Raw genomic sequence first — 19,991 nt, forward strand, 5'->3', positions numbered from 1 at the left:
TCGGGGTGTACCTGACGTACATCTACTTCACCACCGCCGTGCCCAGGGACCTTCTGGCCGCGGCACGCATGGACGGCTGCTCCGAGTTCGGCGTCTTCCGCCATGTGGCCCTGCCACTGGCGACCCCCGTCATCGCGCTCGTCGGGTTCTTCAGTTTCGTCGCCAACTGGACGAACTACTTCCTGCCCTACGTGATGCTCCCCGAGAGCGACCAGATGCCCATCCAGGTGGGCGTCGGCAGTCTGCTCAGCAATGTGCCGTCGTTCAACCCGACCGTCGGCGACCTCGCGATCCAACGCCCGCAACTGGCACTGGCGACGCTGGTGGCCATCACACCGGTGCTCGTCGTGTTTCTCTTCGCCCAGCGCTTCCTGGTCAGCGGAATGCTCGCCGGCGCCACCAAGGAGTGACCGCTCTCATGCCCTTCAGCCCCCACCCCCACCCCCACCCCCACGCCTCCGGCGACGACAGACCCACCGCTGCCGAGCTCCCCGAGATCCAGGCCGCGGTGCCATTGCTCGATCCCCCCGGCTGGGCCGTGGCCCAGCGCGCGCTCTTCGACCTGCTCGACCACGCCTGGCGCCGCTTCGAAGACGCCTTCACCGGGCCCGACGGCCGGCTGAACTACCACGGCCCACTCACCAGCCGCGACGGTGTGGACGACTTCTACGAGGTCTTCTTCAACTGGCCCCAGCTCTACCTCCTCGGCGGCGCCGACGACCTGCTGCCCGCCGGCGAGCGGCACTGGGAGGGCGTGACCAGGCAGTTGACCGAACTGGACATGCTGCGCGACGAGTTCGAGCGTGGCTACGACTGGTTCCACCAGGGCGAGAGCCTGCTCCTGCTCTACTTCCTGTGCATGGCCGCCCCCGACCGCTGGCGTGAGCGCGCCCTGCGTTTCGCCGAGTTGTACGTCGACCCCGCCAAGGGCAACTACGACCCCGAGCACCGCATCATCACCCGCCCGCACAACGGCAGCGACCCCGGGCGCACCGGTCTGTTCGACGGCGACGTGTATCCCTGGCTGCTGAAGGAGGCGGAGACCTACGGTTTCCCCCTCGACTGGTTGCCCGAAGCCGCCGACGGTTCCTTCCCGCTGTCGAGGGACCCGCGGCTGGGCGACCAGATGCGGGACCGGATGGGCGTCGGTGACACCGCGGTCAACCTCGCCGCGGCCGGCCTCGTCCTCAACGCCTGGATCCTGTCGGGCGAGGAGCGCTACCGGGACTGGATCGTCGAGTACGTGGGCGCCTGGCGCGAGCGCACCCGGGAACAGGGCGGCCTGATCCCGGACAACGTCGGCCCGGACGGGGTCGTCGGCAGCCTGCTTGAGGGGCGCTGGTACGGCGGCCACTACGGCTGGTCCTGGCCGCACGGCTGGCACAGCGTGGGTCACGCGGCCTGCGTGGCGGCACTGGCGGCGGCGACGGCCACCGGGGACGACGACTACCTGTCCATGGTCGCGACCTCACTCGACGCCCTCATCGACCGCGGCAAGGTCATGCCCCACACGGAGGCCGACTCCAGCCTGCCCTCCAAGTGGGCGGTGGAACTCGGTCCGGACCGTCACACGCCCACGGTGCACCTTCCGTTCCGCCACAACGACTCCGGCTGGTTCGACTACAACCCGGCAACACCCCCGGTGCCGGTGGCCCTCTGGCACCACACCTCCTCTCAGGCCGACCGCGCCCGGCTGGAACGGCTGCGCGAGGCCGACGGCATCGACTGGCGCACCGTGCGGCCGTTCCGGGCCAAGGAGGAGTCCGGTCACGAGAAGGCGTGGTTCGCCTTCCTCGCCGGCGACGACCCCGGCTACCCGGAACGGATCCTCGCGACCGCCCAGGCCCAGGTCCGCCACCGGTTGCGGCGCATCGACCGTTTCCGCGACCTGGACGTGCCCGAAGCCGACATCCACGTCTGGCAACAGTGCAACCCCGTGGCCACCGAGGCCCTGGTGCAGCTGACCTGGGGTGGCCCTCAGGTGATGTACCAAGGCGGTCTGCAGCAGGCACGGCTGCGCTACCACGACGCCGACGCCCACCGGGCCGGCCTGCCGGCGGACGTCGCCGCCCTGGTCACCTCCATCGACCCCGAGGCGACCACCGTCGAACTGGTCAACCTCTCCCCCGGCACCGACCGGACCGTCATCGTCCAGGCGGGCGCGTTCGCCGAGCACACCATCACCGGCGTCCGGTACACGACCTGCGCGGACGACGGCTGGATCGGGGACATGTACGACTACGGCCACACCGAGCCGGTGGTCTCCGAAGAACAACTCCCTTGTGACGAATCTTTCTTGACGGTCCATCTGCCTGCCTCCACGCGCGTCCGGCTCACGCTGCGGCTGGGGCTGCGCACCCGTACTCCCAGCTACCGCACGCCGTTCGACATGGTGGCCGACGGTCCCAACTCCACCGACACGACAGGGGAATCGGCATGAAGCGCATCGCCCAGACCATCAGGCTCCGCCCCGAGCACCGCGAGGAGTACCTCAGGCTCCACTCCGCCGTGTGGCCCGGTGTCGAAGCCGCCCTGCACGGGGCGAACATCCGCAACTACAGCATCTTCCTCCACGGCGACGTGCTCTTCGCCTACATGGAGTACCACGGCGAGGACTTCGAGGCGGACATGGCGTCCATCGAGGCCGACCCCGAGACCCAGCGCTGGTGGAAGCTCACCGACCCGTGCCAGGAGCCCTGGCCGGACCGGGGCGAGGGCCGCCAGTGGAGCGAACTCCCCGAGGTCTGGCACCTCGACCCGCCCGGCGACGACGCCACCGCCTGACCCGGCCCGCTCCCGACCGACCCGATTTGGATCAGCCAGTGAACGCATCCGTGCTCGTCGACGCCCACCACCACCTGTGGGACCTCTCCCGCCGTCCGCAACCCTGGCTCGACGACCCCGACGTGGCGTCGATCCGCCGCACCTTCACCCCCGAGGACCTGCGCTCCACCGCCACCCACCCCATCGCGGGACGGCGGCTGCACGCCACGGTGGTCGTCCAGTGCGTCGCGGAGGTCGCCGAGACCGAGGACCTGCTGGCACTCGCCGAACAGGAGCCGCTGATCCGGGCCGTGGTCGGCTGGGCGGATCTGACGTCCCCGGCGATCGGGGACGTGCTCGACAGGCTGATCGGCGGGCCGGGCGGCGTGTACTTGCGCTCTCTGCGGCACCTCGTCCAGGGCGAGACGGACCCCGACTGGCTGCAACGCACCGACGTGGAACGCGGATTGGGGGCGGCCCGGAACCGCGGACTGCGCTACGACGTGCTGGTGCGCGACCATCAGCTCGATCAGGCGATCCGGCTCGCGGAACGCTTCCCCGACCTGCCCCAGGTGCTCGACCACGCGGGCAAGCCGGACGTCGCCCGACAGGACATCGCCGACTGGGAACGCCGGATACGGCAACTGGCCGGGCACCCGCAGGTGATGTGCAAGGTCTCGGGTCTGATCACCGAGGCCGACCACACCCGCTGGACCACCGCCGACATCCGTCCCGTGTGGGACGTGCTGCTCTCCGCCTTCGGCCCCGACCGGCTGATGTTCGGCTCCGACTGGCCGGTCGCCAACCTGGCGGGCGGCTGGAACCGGTGGGCCGCCACCGTGGACGAACTGCTCACCGGCTGGAGCGAGGGCGATGCCCACGCCCTCCTGGCCGGCACCGCCGGCGCGTTCTACGGCCTTGCCCCCGTCGCCGGAGACGGTCACACCTCCGCCCCGACGACCTGACCCGCCCCCCCCCTGCCGCGGCGAGGGCCACCACCGCAGGCCACACCCACCGCACGAACCCGTACGAACCCACGCCGGGCTCACCGCCATGGATGCCGAGCCACTCGCCATCCGTCGGCACCGGTCCGCACCGAAGGGACCCCGCCCCCTGGCACTAGCCGCCCGATACCTCTCCGCCCGCACCCTCGACACCGCTGCGTTCCACAGCGCACCACCGGGCCCCCGAGAGGTGGAACTGGCCCCCGCCTATGTCGGCATCTGCGGTACCGACCTGCACATCTTCCACGGCGACATGGACGCCCGAGTCGCCGCACCGGCCGTCCTGGGGCACGAGATGGCCGGGCGGATCGTCCGCGTCGGACCCGGCGTCGAGGACTGGCACCCCGGCGACGCGGTCACCGTGATGCCGCTGCGCTGGGACAACACCTGCCCGGCCTGCCGCAACGGCCACCAACACATCTGCCAGCACCTGGACTTCATCGGCATCGACTCCCCCGGCGCCCTGCAGCTCAGACCGCGTGCTTCCCACACGGCGGCGTCCTCGCGCGGCTCGGTCTCGTGGATCAGCTCCCGTGCGATGGCACCCTCGGTGACCGTGTCGACGAGCGGATCGCCGTCGAAGTGGATCTGGTGGGTGAGCATGTGATGGTCGTCGTGGGTGATGTGCGCGTGGATGTGCCGCGCGCGCGTTGGCCCGTCCCAGCATGAGCAGGAGGTCGTCGAGCAGGCTGCCCGGCACCGCCGAGGCCTCCACCCCGGGCACGACGGTCCGGTACTCGTAGCGGCCCTCGGTACGCGTGACGATCTTGCCGCGCAGGTGGTACTTAGGCAGGTCGAAGTCGACGACGTCCTGCCCACCGCCCAGGAACACCGCAAGAGCGTCATCGCCGTCGGCGTCTTCAACTCCGGCCTCCTCTCCCAGGACCGCCAGCGCGACCCCGAGCAGGGCCGCCGCAACGTGGAGCTCCACGCCCGGCGTATCCCCGACGGCCTGTGGGACGAACTGCGAACGCGGGGCCTGATCAGGGCCGATGTGCCCATCCCGAGCGGTGACGGCCGCCTGCCCTCGCACGAACAGGATGCCTGACAGCACCTTCCGGTCGTCCAGACGCTTGCGGCCAGCGTGATCGTTTCGGCGCGGCACAACCGGCAGCAACGGCTCGATGCCCGCCCACAGCCCATCCGGCACGATCCACGGCGGCTGCTCACCCTTTGTCACATCCTGTTACGAATTCTAAGAGACGGCGCCGGCGTCGGTCCGGGCGACGGGCCACGGGTACAGGATCGAGCGATAAGTACTACTCATTTACTGAGGTTGGCTCGCCAGACTTGGCGGATCGCACACCGTTCAGTGATCGTTGATCGAAGGCGAGTAATCGCTCTAGCTGCAGCGATCTGGCTCTGCGTGGCGAGACCTGGCGACTCCTTGTGTCGACAGTGTTGCGGCCGAGAAAAATAAGTATGCCTATCACCTTGACGTGTCCGCCCTCCTGCATCGATAAATGCCACTTATAAGTAGCGGGGTTCGGAGGAGGAACACCACAGATGAGACCCCTACGCATCGGAGCGGGAGCAGTGAAGGCGCTCGCAGCGGCGGCTGTCGTCTTCGCAGCCGTACTGCCTGCCCAACCTGCCTACGCGGCGACGACGAACTTCTACGTCGACCCGGTCAACGGCAGCGACAGCAACTCGGGAACCAGCACAGCCGCAGCGTTCAGGACCGTACAGGCCGCCCAGGCCGCGGTCCGGGCCGTCAACGCGAACATGTCCGACGACATCGTCGTGAACCTGCGTGGCGGCACCTACTCCCTCACGGCCCCCATCGCCTTCGGCACCAGCGACTCGGGCACGAACGGCCACACGGTCGTCTACCAGGCCTACAACGGGGAGACGCCCGTCATCACCGGTGGCAAGGCGATCACCGGGTGGACCGCGTCGGCCAACGGCGAGTACAAGGCGTCCGTGGGCAGCCTCAACTTCCGGCAGCTGTACGTCAACGGGGTCCGCGCCACGCGGGCCCGCTTCCCCGACGTCGGCACGGACTTCCAGCTCCAGGGCAGCGACAAGCCCAACAAGCTGCTGAAGGTGCTCAGCTCGCAGGTCTCCAACTGGGACCACCTCAGCCAGGTCGAGATGATGCTGGAGACGCAGTGGGGCGAGAGCTACCTGCGGCTGAAGTCCTTCACCTCCGCCAACGGCATCGCCAACGTGTCGGTCCAGGACCACGAGGCGGGCATCCTCTTCCCGCGCCCCTGGCCCCAGCTCTCCGACGGCTCCCCCCTGCACTTCGAGAACGCCCACGAGTTCCTCAACGAACCGGGCGAGTTCTACGTCGACACGGCCGCGCAGACCGTCTACTACAAGCCCCGCCCCGGCGAGGACATGTCCACGGCCTCCGTGCAGGCGCCCACGATCAGGACACTCTTCGACATCAAGGGCACCAGCCTCGACAGTCCCGTCCATGACCTGCGCTTCTCCGGGATCACCTTCACCGGGACCACCTGGATGGAAGCGACCGACAACGGCTACCTCAACGGCCAGGGCGGCAACTACAACCTCTCCGCCGACACGTCCAACCACCAGTACGTGGGCCGCCCTCCGGCCGGGGTCCAGGCGGCGGACGCCGACCGTGTCTCCTTCACCGGAAACACCTTCACACAGATGGGGGCCACGGCCCTCGACCTGTCCCACGGCGTACACGACAGCACCGTGACGGGCAACCTCGTCTACGACATCGCCGGCAACGGAATCATGGTCGGCAAGTTCTCCGACCCGACCGTGGAGATGCACACCATCTACAACCCGCCCACCTCACCGGCAGGTGAGGACGCCCGGGAGGTGGTCAAGAACGTCACGGTGAAGGACAATCTGATCACCCAGATCGGTGAGGACTACCCCGGAACCGCGGGCATCGACGCGGGCTTCGTCAACAGCACCACCATCGACCACAACGACATCTCCGACGCTCCGTGGGCCGGGATCTCGCTGGGCTGGGGCTGGCAGTCGGCGGCCAACGCCGAAGGCAACAACAGCATCAGCTACAACCGGATCGGCAACGTGATGAACCGGCTCTGCGACTCCGCCGCCATCTATCACCTCTCCAACGACCCGGGCACCGTCATCAACGGCAACTACATCCACGACGTGCTGAGAACGCCGACCGCCTGCGGCAATGCCGTGGCCGGCCTCTACACGGACGAGGGGTCGAACAACATGACCCTTTCGAACAACGTGCTGTCGCAGACGGACGGTTTCATCAACCAGAACGCCAACGGCTCCAACGTCACCCTCACCAACAACACGACGTCCGGCGACTCGGTCATCAAGGCCTCCGGTCTCGAGTCCGCCTACCAGGGGCTGACGGCGAAGCTCAACCTCGCCTACAACAAGCCGGCGTCCGCGTCGTCGGTCTACGGTTCGAACACGCCGGCCTCCAAGGCCGTCGACAACGACGGTACGACCGGCTGGTCGCCGACCGGCAGCGACACCTCGGCCTGGTGGCAGGTCGACCTGGGGCAGGCCTACCAGCTCGGACAGTTCTCCCTGACCACCCGCCAGGACCTGGACCAGTCCTCGACCCGGGGCAACTTCGAGGTCCGGGTGTCCAACGACCCGTCCTTCGCCACGTACACCGTCGTGGGACGCCAGACCAGCACCCTGCCGCTCGCGGCCACCCTCACCGGTGACATCAACGTCCGCCAGGCCTTCCGCTACGTCCGCGTCGCCAAGACCGACGGGGCGTACTTCTTCATCACGGACTTCGCTGTGCAGCGGGCGGGCGGGGCGCTGGAGGACTCGACCGGCACGCCGAACACCAACCCGTCGACCTACTACTCGATCAAGAACGTCAACAGCGGCCTGGTGATGGACGTCAACGGTGCATCCACCGCCGACGGCGCGAGCGTCATCCAGTGGCCGAACTCGGGCAACGCCAACCAGCAGTGGACCATCGTTCCGGTCAGCGGGCAGCTCGACAAGATCGTGAACAGGAACAGCGGCAAGGTCCTCGACCTTGGCTGGGCCAGCCACTGGAGGGGCACCGCGCTGCAGCAGAGCACCTACAACGGCAGCAACAACCAGCTGTGGTATTTCGAACCGACCAGCGGTGGATACCTGATCCGCAACTTCGAGAGCAAGCAGGTCCTGGAGGTGAGCAACGGCTCGACCGGGAACGGGGCCACCATCGATCAGTACATGCCCCTGAATCAGTCCAACCAGGCTTGGACGATCCAGTGACAGGGTGACCGACGCAGGTCGGCAGACGGTGGGGCAGGGGGCGACGGCCTCCCTGCCCCACCGTCCCCACGCACCGGCCACGCCGCACGGCGGGCGGTACCTGGGATATATCTGCGGCCCCCTTACCTCGCCGTTTCACTCGGGTACGGCCGGCTTTGAGGCGGAAACACGAAAGTGCCTTCCTGACCTGGACGATGAACCTTTCTGAGGGGCTCTGTCGGTCCGGGCGGAGGGCACCTTCTACGTGCAGGCCATCGGGTTGCGTCCCAAGGTTCGTGTCAGCGCCGATGGTTCGGGGGCGGTCGGGCATGCCGGGGCACGGTTGCTGGCGGATCTTGCTGATGCCACCGCGCTGACCGCCGCGTACTCCGCCCGCTCTCAGGCCGCTTCGGCCGCGCGGGACCGGGCACGACCCGGGCCGGGTCGCCACCGATCTCGTGGTGATGCTCGCCGACGGCGGTGAGGCGATCGCGGATCTGCCCGTGCTGCAGGACCAGGGCGAGGTGTTCGGCCCGGTCGCCCCACGCCCACGGCTTGGCGATTGCTCGCCGACACCGACGAGGCCGCACTCCCTTCGCTGCGAGCGGCCCGCGCTTCGGCCCGGGGAGTCGCCTGGATGCGGGCCGCCGAGACCGGCGAGGGCATACCTGCCGCTCGGGCCGGCGGACAAGAACTTCCCGGCCTGGTCCTGGACCTCTACTCCACGCTGGTCGCCTGTCACTCGGAAAAGGAAGAACGTGCTCCGGAAGAACGGCCACACCAACATCCCAGCTGGCCTCCGCCACGTCTCCTACGACCCCTTCAACAGGCCGCTCGGCCTGTTCGGCAGGCGACCAGCCGGCCCAGCTCCGGGCCACCGTGCGCGCGATCGCGGCGGCCGGGGCCACCTCGGTGACGCCCCTGGTGCTGCATATGCGGCCCGGTGCCCGCGAGTGGTTCATGAGCTGGCTCGGGGCGCACCACCCGCACCTGGTGCGGCGCTACGAGCGGCTTTACGCGGAGGGCGCCTACGCGCCCAAGTGGTACCAGCGCCGGGTCACCCGTCAGGTGCACGAGCCGGCCGAGGAGTACGGCATCGGGCCGAACCGCACCGGCACCGCCCGCCGGATCCCGGTACCGGCGGCGGAGGAGGAGCCGGTGCCGACGGAGCCGACCCAGCTCACCCTGCTCTGACCGACCTGCGGGCCGGGTGGCGTTCGGGCGCAACCCTCGGACCAATTGGGTCATTAATCGTCAGAAAGTGTTCTTTGGGCTCCCGTTTCCGGGACGATGCGGCGAGGACCGTGGCACGTGCGGTCCGCTCCCCTCCGTCCTGGGAGGACCCATGCGAACACGCGCAGCCGTGCTGTGCGCCGTCGCCGCCGTCGTGGCCGGTTCGTTCACCGCCCTGCCCGCGACCGCCGCCGCCCGAGCCCCCGTCCAGGCCTCCCCGGTGACCTGGAAGAAGTGCGGCACCACCGACTACCCGACACTCCAGTGCGGTTCGGTCAGGGTGCCCCTCGACCACCGCAACCCGCGCGGGCGGCAGATCACGCTGGCCCTCTCGCGCGTCCCGCACACCGCGTCGGCCTCTCAGGGGCCGTTGCTGGTCAACCCCGGCGGTCCCGGCGGCAGCGGGCTGGCCCTCGCGGGCTTCGTGGCGTCCACGCTGCCCAAGAAGGTGGCCGCCCAGTACGACGTCATCGGCTTCGACCCGCGCGGCGTCGGCAGGAGCAGCCCGTCGATCGACTGCGCGCCCGGCTACTTCAAGCCGGTGCGCCCCGACTCGGTCCCGGCCACCCCCGCCCTCGAACAGGCGAACCTCAAGCGGGTGCGGTCGTTCGCGGCGGCCTGCGGAAGGAAGTACGCGAACCTGCTGCCGTACCTCGACACGGTCGACGCCGCACAGGACCTCGACTCGATCCGCCAGGCCCTCGGCGCCCGGCGGATCAGCTACTTCGGCTACTCGTACGGCACCTATCTGGGCGCGGTCTACGCGAAGCTGCACCCGGACCGGATCCACCGCCTGGTCCTGGACTCGATCGTCGACCCCACGGGCGTCTGGTACGACGACAACCTGAGCCAGGACTACGCGTTCGACGACCGCCAGCGCGCCCTGATGGCCTGGATCGCGAAGTACGACTCGACGTACCGGCTCGGCACCGACCCCAAGAAGGTCGAGGCCAAGTGGTACGCCATGCGGGCCGCGCTGGCGAAGAAGCCGGCCGGCGGAAAGGTCGGCGCCTCCGAACTGGAGGACACCTTCATCCCCGGCGGCTACTACAACGGCTACTGGCCCTACCTGGCCGACGCGTTCTCCGCCTACGTCAACGGCAGGAAGACGGCGGCCCTGGTGGAGGCGTACCAGAACTTCGCCGCCGTCGACGCCTCCGGCGACAACGGCTACAGCGTCTACGCCGCCGTACAGTGCCGGGACTCCTCCTGGCCGCGGGACTGGAACCAGTGGCGCAAGGACAACTGGGCGGCGTACGCGAAGGCGCCGTTCATGGTCTGGAACAACGCCTGGTACAACGCGGCGTGCGCGTCCTGGCCGACGAAGGCGCTCAAGCCGCCGAACATCGCCAACGCGAAGCTCCCGCCGGTCCTCCTCTTCCAGGCGACGGACGACGCGGCCACTCCCTACCAGGGCGGCGTCACGGTCCACCGCCTGCTGGCCGGCTCCAGCCTGGTCGTCGAGCAGGGCGGCGGCAACCACGGCATCACGCTCAGCGGCAACACCTGCCTGGACACCCGCCTCGCCGCCTACCTGACCGACGGCACGGTCCCGCACGGCACCGGCACCGTCGACGCGGTCTGCAGGAAGACCCCCGACCCGAAACCCCTCACCACCAAGGCGGCCTCGACGTCGTCCCGCGGCTCGACCCTGCACGGGCTGCTGGGATTCCGTCGCTGAGCAGGTCCCGACGTACCGTCGGGGGCGTTGTCGGACCCGTGGTCGGTGGTGGCCGGCTGACGCCGAATCACGGGCGGGCGGAGCCGTCCGCTCCTTAGGGTGCCGTCATGGACGACACCTCGCTCCCGCCTGCCCTGCGCGTCCGGCCGATGGCGCTCGCCGACTGCGAGCGGGTCTCGGAGATCCGCGTCCGGGGCTGGCAGTACGCGTACCGGGGCCTCATGCCGCAGTCCTTCCTGGACGGACTCAGTGTCGAGCGGGACGCCGAGCGGCGGCGGTCCCGGTTCCGGGACCGCGGGGACGCCGTGACGGAGCTGGTCGCCGAGCGGGGCGGCACCATCGTGGGGTGGGCGGCGCACGGACCGTACCGGGACGGTGAAGTGCGCACCGCCGACGCCGAGTTGTACGCCCTCTACGTGGACGCGGCACACCTCGGCACGGGCGCCGGGCGGGCGCTGCTCGCGGCGGTCCTCGAGCAGTGCGCCGGGCACCCGTGCCTGTACCTGTGGGTGCTGAGGGAGAACGCGCGCGCCCGGCGGTTCTACGAGATCGCCGGCTTCGCGGCCGACGGCGTCGAGGAGCCGTACGAGGTCGACGGGGTGCCGGTGCCCGAGGTGCGGTACGTCAGGGAGCTCGGCGTCACCTCTGCCTAGGGATGCGGGCGAGGGCCTGGACCGCCGCCTCGGCGAGGGCGGGGTGGGCCAGGGCCTCGGTCAGGACCCGGCGGGCGCGGGTGTCGCCGAGGGCGCCGAGGCCGTCCACGCAGGCGAGGGCGACCTTGCGGTAGGGATCGTGCGGGCGCAGCCGGCGCTCCAGGGTGGTGATCAGGGCGGGGACGGACTCCGGGGCACGGAGTTCGGCCAGGAGACGGACGGGGTGCAGGGCGTAGGCGACGCGGAGTTCGTTGGTGGCGAGGGCGGCGGCCGCTCGGGCGGTGCGCGGGTCCTGGAGGCGGGCGAGGGCGTAGGCGGCGGAGGCGCAGCGGGGTGGGTCGCGGTGGTTGAGGAGGAGGACCAGGGTCTCGAAGGCCCGCCGGTCGCCGGCCGTCCCCAGCCGGAACGCCGCCAGCTCCCTGGCCCACAAGGGCTGTCCGGTCGCGGTGAGCACCTCCGCCAGTGCGTCCTCGTCCTCGGTGGCCAGGAGCCGGTCGAAGGCGGCCGTCCCCTGCGACTCCCGCCGCAGACGCTCCGTGAGTGATCGCAACTCTTCGTCCACGAAGCCCAGCGTAGAGGGGCTGCGGCAGGCGAGGGACGTACATCACAAAGTCGGGGGGCTGGCGCGCTCGTTACCCGCCGGTTAAGCTCAATCGAGCGAGTGTCACCCACTCGCACTACCGCTCACGCCGGTTTGGTGACGCAGCCGCCGTGAGTACGAAGGTCGGTTCGGTACTTCGGTACCGCAGGTCCGGCCCGGCTCCGGGACAGGGCCGGTCGGAATCCGCCGCCGGGCGTGTGCGCGCCCGTGGCGGCAGCACCGGGCGTGTGCGCTCGCAGCCCGGCACCACCCGCATTCACGCAGCTCTCTCCGCACCCGGTGCGCCGCTCGGCGCACCCGGGCGCGTTTCCAGTCGTCACCCTCATTCCTGGAGTCCCGCGATGGCCACTCCCCAGTCCGACCCTTCCCTGTCCCCGCTCCAGACGATCGCCGTCGTCGGCCTCGGCACCATGGGTGCCGGTATCACCGAGGTCCTCGCGAGGGCCGGCCGCCAGGTGATCGGCATCGACGTCGGCGAGGCCCAGGCCGCCCGGTCCGTCGCCGCGCTGGAGGCCTCCACCGCCCGGGCCGTGGCCCGCGGCAAGCTGACCGAGCAGGAGCGCGCCGGCATCCTCGGCCGGGTCCGCACCGGCACCGACCTGTCGGCCGCCGCCGACGCCGACCTGGTCATCGAGGTGGTCCCGGAGTCGTACGACATCAAGCACCAGGTCCTGCGGGAGCTGGACGGCATCGTCCGCCCCGAGACCATCCTCGCCACCGGCACCAACGCGCTCTCCGTGACCCGGCTGGCCGCCGACTCGGCCCGCCCCGAGCGCGTCCTCGGCCTGCACTTCTTCAACCCTGCCCCGGCGATGAAGCTGGTCGAGGTGGTCTCCTCGGTCCTCACCGCGCCGGGCGCCGTCGCCGCCGTCACCGACCTGGCGATCGAGCTGGGCAAGGAGCCGGTCGCGGTGGGCGACCGCCCCGGGTTCGTCGCGGACGGGCTGCTGTTCGGCTACCTCAACCAGGCCGCCGCGATGTACGAGGCGAAGTACGCCTCCCGCGAGGACATCGACGCGGCCATGCGGCTCGGCTGCGGCCTGCCGATGGGCCCGCTGGCCCTGCTGGACCTGATCGGCATCGACACGGCGCGTACGGTCCTGGAGGCCATGTACGCCGAGTCCCGCGACCGCCTGCACGCCCCGGCACCCATCCTCAAGCAGCTCAGCGAGGCGGGCCTGACCGGCCGCAAGTCGGGCCGCGGCTTCTACTCCTACGAGGCCCCGGGCAGCGCCACCGTCGTCCGGGACGCGCTCACGCCGCTGGACGGCGCCGCGCTCACCCCGGGCCGTACGGTCCGCTCGGTCGGCGTCGCCGGCTCCGGCACCATGGCCTCCGGGATCGCCGAGGTCTTCGCCAAGGCCGGGTACGAGGTCGTCCTCGCCGCCCGCAGCGAGGAGAAGGCGCAGGCGGCCAAGGCCCGCATCGGCAAGTCCCTGGACCGCTCCGTCGGCAAGGGCCGGATGACCGCCGAGGCGGCCGCGCAGACCCTGGACCTGATCACCCCGGCGGGCTCGTACGACGCCTTCGCGGACGTCGACCTGGCCGTCGAGGCGGTCGCCGAGGACCTGGAGGTCAAGCGGCAGCTGTTCCAGACCCTGGACAAGGTCTGCAAGCCGGGCGCGGTCCTGGCCACCACCACCTCCTCGCTGCCGGTCGTCGCCTGCGCCCGCGCCACCTCGCGTCCGCAGGACGTGATCGGGATGCACTTCTTCAACCCCGCGCCGGCCATGAAGCTGGTCGAGGTGGTCCGTACCGTGCTGACCGGCGAGGACGTCCACGCGACCGTCCGCGAGGTCTGCGGCCGCATCCGGAAGCACCCGGTCGACTGCGGCGACCGGGCCGGCTTCATCGTGAACGCGCTGCTGTTCCCGTATCTCAACAACGCGATCAAGATGGTCGAGGAGCACTACGCGTCCCTCGACGACATCGACGCGGCGATGAAGCTCGGCGGCGGCTACCCGATGGGCCCGTTCGAGCTCCTGGACGTGGTCGGCCTGGACGTCTCCCTCGCCATCGAGAAGGTGCTGCACCGGGAGTTCCGCGACCCGGGCCTCGCGCCCGCGCCGCTCCTGGAGCACCTGGTGGCCGCGGGCTGCCTCGGCCGCAAGACCGGCCGTGGCTTCCGCGAATATGCCCGCCGCTGACGGCGTCGGCGACTGGTTCCGGGACGAGAAGGACTGGGGCGGACTGCTCGACCCCACTGACGGTCCCCCGCCCTTCGCGGGCGGGGGAAACCCCGGACCTGCGCATCGAGCTGCGCACATGCAGTACGTTCGGGTCATGTCCCAGCCCGCCAAGTCCTCACGTACCCCCGCCACGCCCGACGCGCCGGAGAGCGCCGCGGGCAGCCGCGCGGCGGCCCAGCGGCTCAAGATGCGCCGGGAGCTGGCGGCCGCCGCGATGGAGCTCTTCGCGACGAAGGGGTACGAGGCGACCACCGTCGACGAGATCGCGGCCGCGGCCGGGGTCGCCCGCCGCACCTTCTTCCGCCACTTCCGCTCCAAGGAAGAGGCGATCTTCCCGGACCACGACGACACGCTGATCCGCGCCGAGGCCGTGCTGAACGCGGCTCCGGCCCACGAGCACCCGCTCGACACGGTGTGCCGCGGCATCAAGGAAGTCATGAAGATGTACGCGGCCCGGCCGGACATCTCGGTCGCCCGCTACAAGCTCACCCGCGAGGTACCCACCCTGCGCGAGGCGGAGATCGCGTCGGTGGCCCGCTACGAGCGTCTCTTCACCCGCTATCTCCTCGGCCACTTCGACGAGCACGCCCACGCGGACGACGCGAACGACGACCCGCTGCTGGCCGAGGTCGCGGCGTCGGCGGTGGTCACCGCCCACAACCACGTGCTGCGGCGCTGGCTGCGGGCCGGTGGCCAGGGGGACGTCGAGCTCCAGCTGGACCATGCCTTCGCGATCGTACGGAAGACGTTCGGGAACGGGATCGGGGCGGGCAGAGAGGCCGCGCCTCGCCCGGCCGCGCCGGCTTCCGTCGCGTCGCAGGGTGAGGTGCTGGTGACGGTCGCTCGCACGGACGCGCCTCTGGACGAGGTGATGCGCACGATCGAGCAGGCGCTGAAGGAGCGGTCGTAAAGAGACGGTAGGGGTGGGTCGCGGTCACAGAACCGCGGCTCCGCCGCTCGTCCTCAAACGCCGGACGGGCTGAGTGGGTGACCGCGGCCCGGGCCGAAAAGTGCTGCCAGGCCGCCGTGCGTCTCCCCCCTCACGGGCCCCAGCGCCCGGCAACCCGGCCGCCGACGCCGACGTCGGCACGCGCTGACGCATGCGTCACACCGTTCGCGTGATCGACGCCTCACAGTCCGGCCCCGACATTCGGACGTCTCCCGCAAGACGGGCCATTTTCCCCTACTCGTCGGTAGGTTTGATCGATCATCGCTCATTTGTTACGTAAAGATTTCATCTGAGAGCGATTTCTGGCACTCAGTGCCTTGCCGCCTGACACGCGGTGTCATACGTTGAGGGTGTCCGGCCTGTCCCGGAGAGCCCACCAGCTCCCCCGCCGGACGCCTGCGTCACAGGCAACCTCCCGCGCCACAAAGCGCTGCCGGAGCACCACCCCGCCGAACCGACGGCATCTTTCCCAAAACCCTCAGCAGCACCGACGTAACCCTCAGCGCCCCTTCCCTCGAGGGGCGCAAGCATCGCCGGAGGCAACACCGTGACCACTCAGGCCATTCTGGACGCGATCCAGTCGCCGGAATCTACGCCGGCCGACTTCGCCGCCCTGCCGCTCCCCGAGTCGTACCGCGCGATCACCGTGCACAAGGACGAGACGGACATGTTCGCGGGCCTGGAGACCCGCGACAAGGACCCGCGCAAGTCGATCCACCTCGACGAGGTCCCGCTGCCCGAGCTGGGCCCGGGCGAGGCCCTGGTCGCCGTCATGGCATCGAGTGTCAACTACAACTCGGTGTGGACCTCGATCTTCGAGCCGCTGTCCACGTTCGGCTTCCTGGAGCGCTACGGCCGCGTCAGCGAGCTGGCCAAGCGGCACGACCTGCCCTACCACATCATCGGCTCCGACCTCGCGGGCGTCGTCCTGCGCACCGGCCCCGGCGTCAACGCCTGGAAGCCCGGTGACGAGGTCGTCGCGCACTGCCTGAGCGTGGAGCTGGAGTCCAGCGACGGCCACAACGACACGATGCTCGACCCCGAGCAGCGCATCTGGGGCTTCGAGACCAACTTCGGCGGCCTCGCCGAGATCGCGCTGGTCAAGTCCAACCAGCTGATGCCGAAGCCGGACCACCTCAGCTGGGAGGAGGCCGCCGCCCCGGGCCTGGTCAACTCCACCGCCTACCGGCAGCTGGTCTCCCGCAACGGCGCCGGCATGAAGCAGGGCGACAACGTCCTGATCTGGGGCGCGAGCGGCGGGCTCGGCTCGTACGCCACGCAGTTCGCGCTGGCCGGCGGCGCCAACCCGATCTGCGTCGTGTCCTCGCCGCAGAAGGCCGACATCTGCCGGGCCATGGGCGCCGACGCGATCATCGACCGCAACGCCGAGGGCTACAAGTTCTGGAAGAACGAGCAGGAGCAGGACCCGCGCGAGTGGAAGCGCTTCGGCAAGCGCATCCGCGAACTCACCGGCGGCGAGGACATCGACATCGTCTTCGAGCACCCCGGCCGCGAGACCTTCGGCGCCTCCGTCTACGTCACCCGCAAGGGCGGCACCATCACCACCTGCGCCTCCACCTCGGGCTACATGCACGAGTACGACAACCGCTACCTGTGGATGTCCCTGAAGCGGATCATCGGCTCGCACTTCGCCAACTACCGCGAGGCCTGGGAGGCCAACCGGCTGATCGCGAAGGGCAGGATCCACCCCACCCTGTCGAAGGTCTACTCCCTGGAGGAGACCGGCCAGGCCGCCTACGACGTGCACCGCAACCTGCACCAGGGCAAGGTCGGCGTCCTCTGCCTCGCTCCCGAGGAGGGCCTCGGCGTGCGCGACGGGGAGATGCGGGCCGAGCACCTCGACGCCATCAACCGCTTCCGCAACATCTGAGACACCCGAGGTCATAGATGACTGAGCGTCAGATCGCCGACGGGGCACGTGTGAAGGACCGGCCGTGGCTCATGCGCACGTATGCCGGGCACTCCACGGCCGAGGCGTCCAACGAGCTGTACCGGCGCAACCTCGCCAAGGGCCAGACGGGTCTGTCGGTGGCGTTCGACCTGCCGACGCAGACCGGCTACGACCCCGACCACATCCTCGCCCGCGGCGAGGTCGGCCGGGTGGGCGTGCCCGTCTCGCACCTCGGTGACATGCGCCGGCTGTTCCAGGACATCCCCCTGGAGCAGATGAACACCTCGATGACGATCAACGCCACCGCCATGTGGCTGCTGGCGCTCTACCAGGTCGTCGCGGAGGAGCAGGGCGCGGACGTCACCAAGCTCCAGGGGACGACCCAGAACGACATCGTCAAGGAGTACCTGTCCCGGGGGACGCACGTCTTCCCGCCCGGGCCCTCGCTCCGCCTGACGACGGACATGATCGCGTACACGGTCTCCCACCTCCCGAAGTGGAACCCGATCAACATCTGCAGCTACCACCTGCAGGAGGCGGGCGCCACGCCGGTCCAGGAGATCGCGTACGCGATGTCCACCGCGATCGCCGTCCTCGACGCGGTGCGCGACTCCGGCCAGGTGCCGCAGGAGCGCATGGGCGACGTCGTCGCCCGCATCTCCTTCTTCGTGAACGCCGGCGTCCGGTTCGTCGAGGAGATGTGCAAGATGCGCGCGTTCGGCCGCATCTGGGACCAGGTCACCCGCGAGCGGTACGGCATCGAGGACCCCAAGCAGCGGCGGTTCCGGTACGGCGTGCAGGTCAACTCCCTCGGGCTGACCGAGGCGCAGCCGGAGAACAACGTCCAGCGGATCGTGCTGGAGATGCTCGCGGTGACGCTCTCCAAGGACGCACGCGCGCGTGCCGTGCAGCTTCCCGCCTGGAACGAGGCCCTCGGCCTGCCGCGGCCCTGGGACCAGCAGTGGTCGCTGCGCATCCAGCAGGTGCTCGCCCATGAGAGCGACCTGCTGGAGTACGACGACATCTTCGAGGGCTCGCACGTCATCGAGGCGAAGGTCGCCCAGCTGGTCGAGGACTCGCTCGCGGAGATGGAGCGGATCCAGGAGATGGGCGGCGCGATGGCCGCCGTCGAGTCCGGCTATCTGAAGTCGCAGCTGGTGGCCTCGCACGCCGAGCGGCGGGGCCGGATCGAGTCCGGCCAGGAGAAGATCGTCGGCGTCAACATCTTCGAGACCACCGAGCCGAACCCGCTCACGGCCGACCTGGACACCGCGATCCAGACGGTCGACCCGGCGGTCGAGGCCCGGGTCGTCGAGGCGATCGGGCACTGGCGCGACACCCGCTACCAGCCGCCGTTCAACCACCCGCGGCCCTGCAAGGCCCTGGAGCGGCTGAAGGAGGCCGCCAAGGGCACCGACAACCTCATGGAGGCCACCCTGGAGTGCGCCCGCGCCGGGGTCACGACCGGCGAGTGGGCGGGCGCGCTCCGGGAGGTGTTCGGCGAGTTCCGGGCACCCACCGGGGTCTCCTCGGCTCCGATCGCGGTCCCCGTCGAGCCGGGCTCGGCGCTGGCCGAGGTGCGGGCCCGGGTGGACGCGACCGCGCGCGACCTGGGCAGCGGCAAGCTCCGCTTCCTGGTCGGCAAGCCGGGCCTCGACGGTCACTCCAACGGCGCCGAGCAGATCGCGGTGCGCGCCCGGGACGCCGGCTTCGAGGTGGTCTACCAGGGCATCCGGCTCACCCCCGAGCAGATCGTGGACGCGGCCCTGGCCGAGGACGTGCACGCGGTCGGCCTGTCGATCCTCTCCGGGTCGCACGCCCAGCTGGTCCCGGACGTCCTGGAACGACTCCGTGTGGCCGGTGCCACAGATATACCGGTGATCGCCGGTGGCATCATCCCGAACGGGGATGCCGAGCAACTGCGGGAAGCCGGAGTGGCCGCGGTCTTCACCCCGAAGGACTTCGACATCACCGGAATCATCGGCCGCATCGTCGACGAGATCCGGAAAGCGAACAAGCTCGACCCCCTGGAGGTCCCCGCATGACCGCCCGCCCGTCGCCCGCCACCACCCCTCCAACGAGCGGCTCCGCCGCACACCTTCCTGCTGTCAACCGGCTCCGCCCGCGGCGTTCCTGCCTGGCCGTACCCGGTTCGAACCCCCGCTTCCTGGAGAAGGCGCAGGGCCTCCCGGCGGACCAGGTCTTCCTCGACCTGGAGGACGCGTGCGCGCCGCTCGCCAAGCCCGGGGCGCGGCACACCATCGTCAAGTTCCTCAACGAGGGCGACTGGACCGGCAAGACGCGCGTGGTGCGGGTCAACGACTGGACGACCGAGTGGACGTACCGTGACGTCGTGACCGTGGTCGAGGGCGCCGGGCAGAACCTTGACTGCATCATGCTGCCGAAGGTGCAGACGGCCCAGCAGGTCGTCGCGCTGGACCTGCTGCTGACCCAGATCGAGAAGACCATGGGCTTCGAGGTCGGCAAGATCGGCATCGAGGCGCAGATCGAGAACGCCCAGGGCCTCAACAACGTCAACGAGATCGCCACCGCGTCCCAGCGCGTCGAGACGATCATCTTCGGCCCGGCCGACTTCATGGCGTCCATCAACATGAAGTCGCTGGTCGTGGGCGAGCAGCCGCCCGGCTACCCGGCGGACGCCTACCACTACATCCTGATGAAGATCCTGATGGCGGCCCGCGCCAACAACCTCCAGGCGATCGACGGCCCCTACCTCCAGATCCGCAACATCGACGGCTACCGCGAGGTCGCCCGGCGTGCCGCGGCGCTCGGCTTCGACGGCAAGTGGGTGCTGCACCCGGGCCAGGTC

The 19,991-nt window shown here is 69.9% G+C and carries 13 protein-coding genes and 4 pseudogenes; 15 read left to right on the forward strand and 2 right to left on the reverse strand.

Going from position 1 to position 19,991, the window contains the following annotated elements:
- From JF597_RS02325 to JF597_RS02350, 6 genes and pseudogenes are all read left to right on the forward strand, one after another.
- Positions 1-410, forward strand: a 410-nt coding sequence (locus JF597_RS02325; RefSeq protein ID WP_293987912.1) for an ABC transporter permease subunit, incomplete at its 5' end; no start/stop codon positions are given.
- An 8-nt stretch (positions 411-418) separates the two neighbouring features.
- On the forward strand, positions 419-2,440 hold the full coding sequence (locus tag JF597_RS02330; RefSeq protein WP_293987915.1) for a hypothetical protein: 2,022 nt from the start codon (positions 419-421) through the stop codon (positions 2,438-2,440).
- Entirely contained in the window at positions 2,437-2,784 is a 348-nt protein-coding gene (locus JF597_RS02335) for an L-rhamnose mutarotase (protein ID WP_293987918.1), read from the forward strand. The genes JF597_RS02330 and JF597_RS02335 overlap by 4 nt, the downstream gene beginning before the upstream one ends.
- 38 nt (positions 2,785-2,822) lie before the next feature.
- On the forward strand, positions 2,823-3,728 hold the full coding sequence (locus JF597_RS02340) for an amidohydrolase family protein (RefSeq protein ID WP_293987921.1): 906 nt from the start codon (positions 2,823-2,825) through the stop codon (positions 3,726-3,728).
- A 148-nt stretch (positions 3,729-3,876) separates the two neighbouring features.
- Positions 3,877-4,236 (forward strand): annotated as a pseudogene (locus JF597_RS02345) (alcohol dehydrogenase catalytic domain-containing protein); the annotation flags it as partial.
- 312 nt (positions 4,237-4,548) lie between these two features.
- Positions 4,549-4,815, forward strand: a pseudogene (locus tag JF597_RS02350) (hypothetical protein); the annotation flags it as partial.
- On the opposite strand, the pseudogene JF597_RS02355 reads toward JF597_RS02350, so the two are convergent.
- Positions 4,798-4,947: pseudogene (locus tag JF597_RS02355) on the reverse strand (IS5/IS1182 family transposase); the annotation flags it as partial. The pseudogenes JF597_RS02350 and JF597_RS02355 overlap by 18 nt on opposite strands.
- A 326-nt stretch (positions 4,948-5,273) precedes the next feature.
- Here JF597_RS02355 and JF597_RS02360 point away from each other — a divergent pair.
- The 4 genes and pseudogenes from JF597_RS02360 (at position 5,274) to JF597_RS02375 (ending at position 11,510) form a co-directional block, all read left to right on the forward strand.
- Positions 5,274-7,964, forward strand: a complete 2,691-nt coding sequence (locus JF597_RS02360) for an RICIN domain-containing protein (protein ID WP_293987924.1) — start codon at positions 5,274-5,276, stop codon at positions 7,962-7,964.
- Positions 7,965-8,792: 828 nt separating this feature from the next.
- A pseudogene (locus tag JF597_RS02365) lies at positions 8,793-9,137 on the forward strand (radical SAM protein); the annotation flags it as partial.
- 151 nt (positions 9,138-9,288) lie between these two features.
- A complete protein-coding gene (locus tag JF597_RS02370) occupies positions 9,289-10,857 on the forward strand; it encodes an alpha/beta hydrolase (protein ID WP_293987927.1) in 1,569 nt (522 codons plus the stop codon).
- A 107-nt stretch (positions 10,858-10,964) separates the two neighbouring features.
- Positions 10,965-11,510: a GNAT family N-acetyltransferase gene (locus tag JF597_RS02375; protein WP_293987929.1), complete on the forward strand. Its 546-nt coding sequence runs from the start codon at positions 10,965-10,967 to the stop codon at positions 11,508-11,510.
- Here the strand turns inward: JF597_RS02375 and JF597_RS02380 are convergent.
- Complete coding sequence (locus JF597_RS02380; RefSeq protein WP_293987932.1) at positions 11,497-12,072, reverse strand: adenylosuccinate lyase; 576 nt, start codon at positions 12,070-12,072, stop codon at positions 11,497-11,499. The two genes, JF597_RS02375 and JF597_RS02380, sit on opposite strands and share 14 nt — an antisense overlap.
- 380 nt (positions 12,073-12,452) lie before the next feature.
- Here JF597_RS02380 and JF597_RS02385 point away from each other — a divergent pair, with 380 nt between their 5' ends.
- The 5 genes from JF597_RS02385 to JF597_RS02405 all read left to right on the forward strand — a co-directional run.
- Entirely contained in the window at positions 12,453-14,258 is a 1,806-nt protein-coding gene (locus JF597_RS02385) for a 3-hydroxyacyl-CoA dehydrogenase family protein (protein ID WP_293987935.1), read from the forward strand.
- Positions 14,259-14,394: 136 nt separating this feature from the next.
- Positions 14,395-15,210: a TetR family transcriptional regulator gene (locus tag JF597_RS02390; protein ID WP_293987938.1), complete on the forward strand. Its 816-nt coding sequence runs from the start codon at positions 14,395-14,397 to the stop codon at positions 15,208-15,210.
- A 586-nt stretch (positions 15,211-15,796) separates the two neighbouring features.
- Positions 15,797-17,140 (forward strand): crotonyl-CoA carboxylase/reductase, encoded by a 1,344-nt coding sequence (gene ccrA / locus JF597_RS02395; RefSeq protein ID WP_293987941.1) that lies wholly within the window; start codon positions 15,797-15,799, stop codon positions 17,138-17,140.
- A 17-nt stretch (positions 17,141-17,157) separates the two neighbouring features.
- Complete coding sequence (locus tag JF597_RS02400) at positions 17,158-19,206, forward strand: protein meaA (protein WP_293987943.1); 2,049 nt, start codon at positions 17,158-17,160, stop codon at positions 19,204-19,206.
- A partial coding sequence (locus JF597_RS02405; protein ID WP_293987946.1) for a CoA ester lyase occupies positions 19,203-19,991 on the forward strand: 789 nt, incomplete at its 3' end. The genes JF597_RS02400 and JF597_RS02405, both read left to right, overlap by 4 nt.

The organism is Streptomyces sp. (assembly GCF_019510245.1).
Taxonomy (GTDB): Bacteria; Actinomycetota; Actinomycetes; order Streptomycetales; family Streptomycetaceae; genus Streptomyces.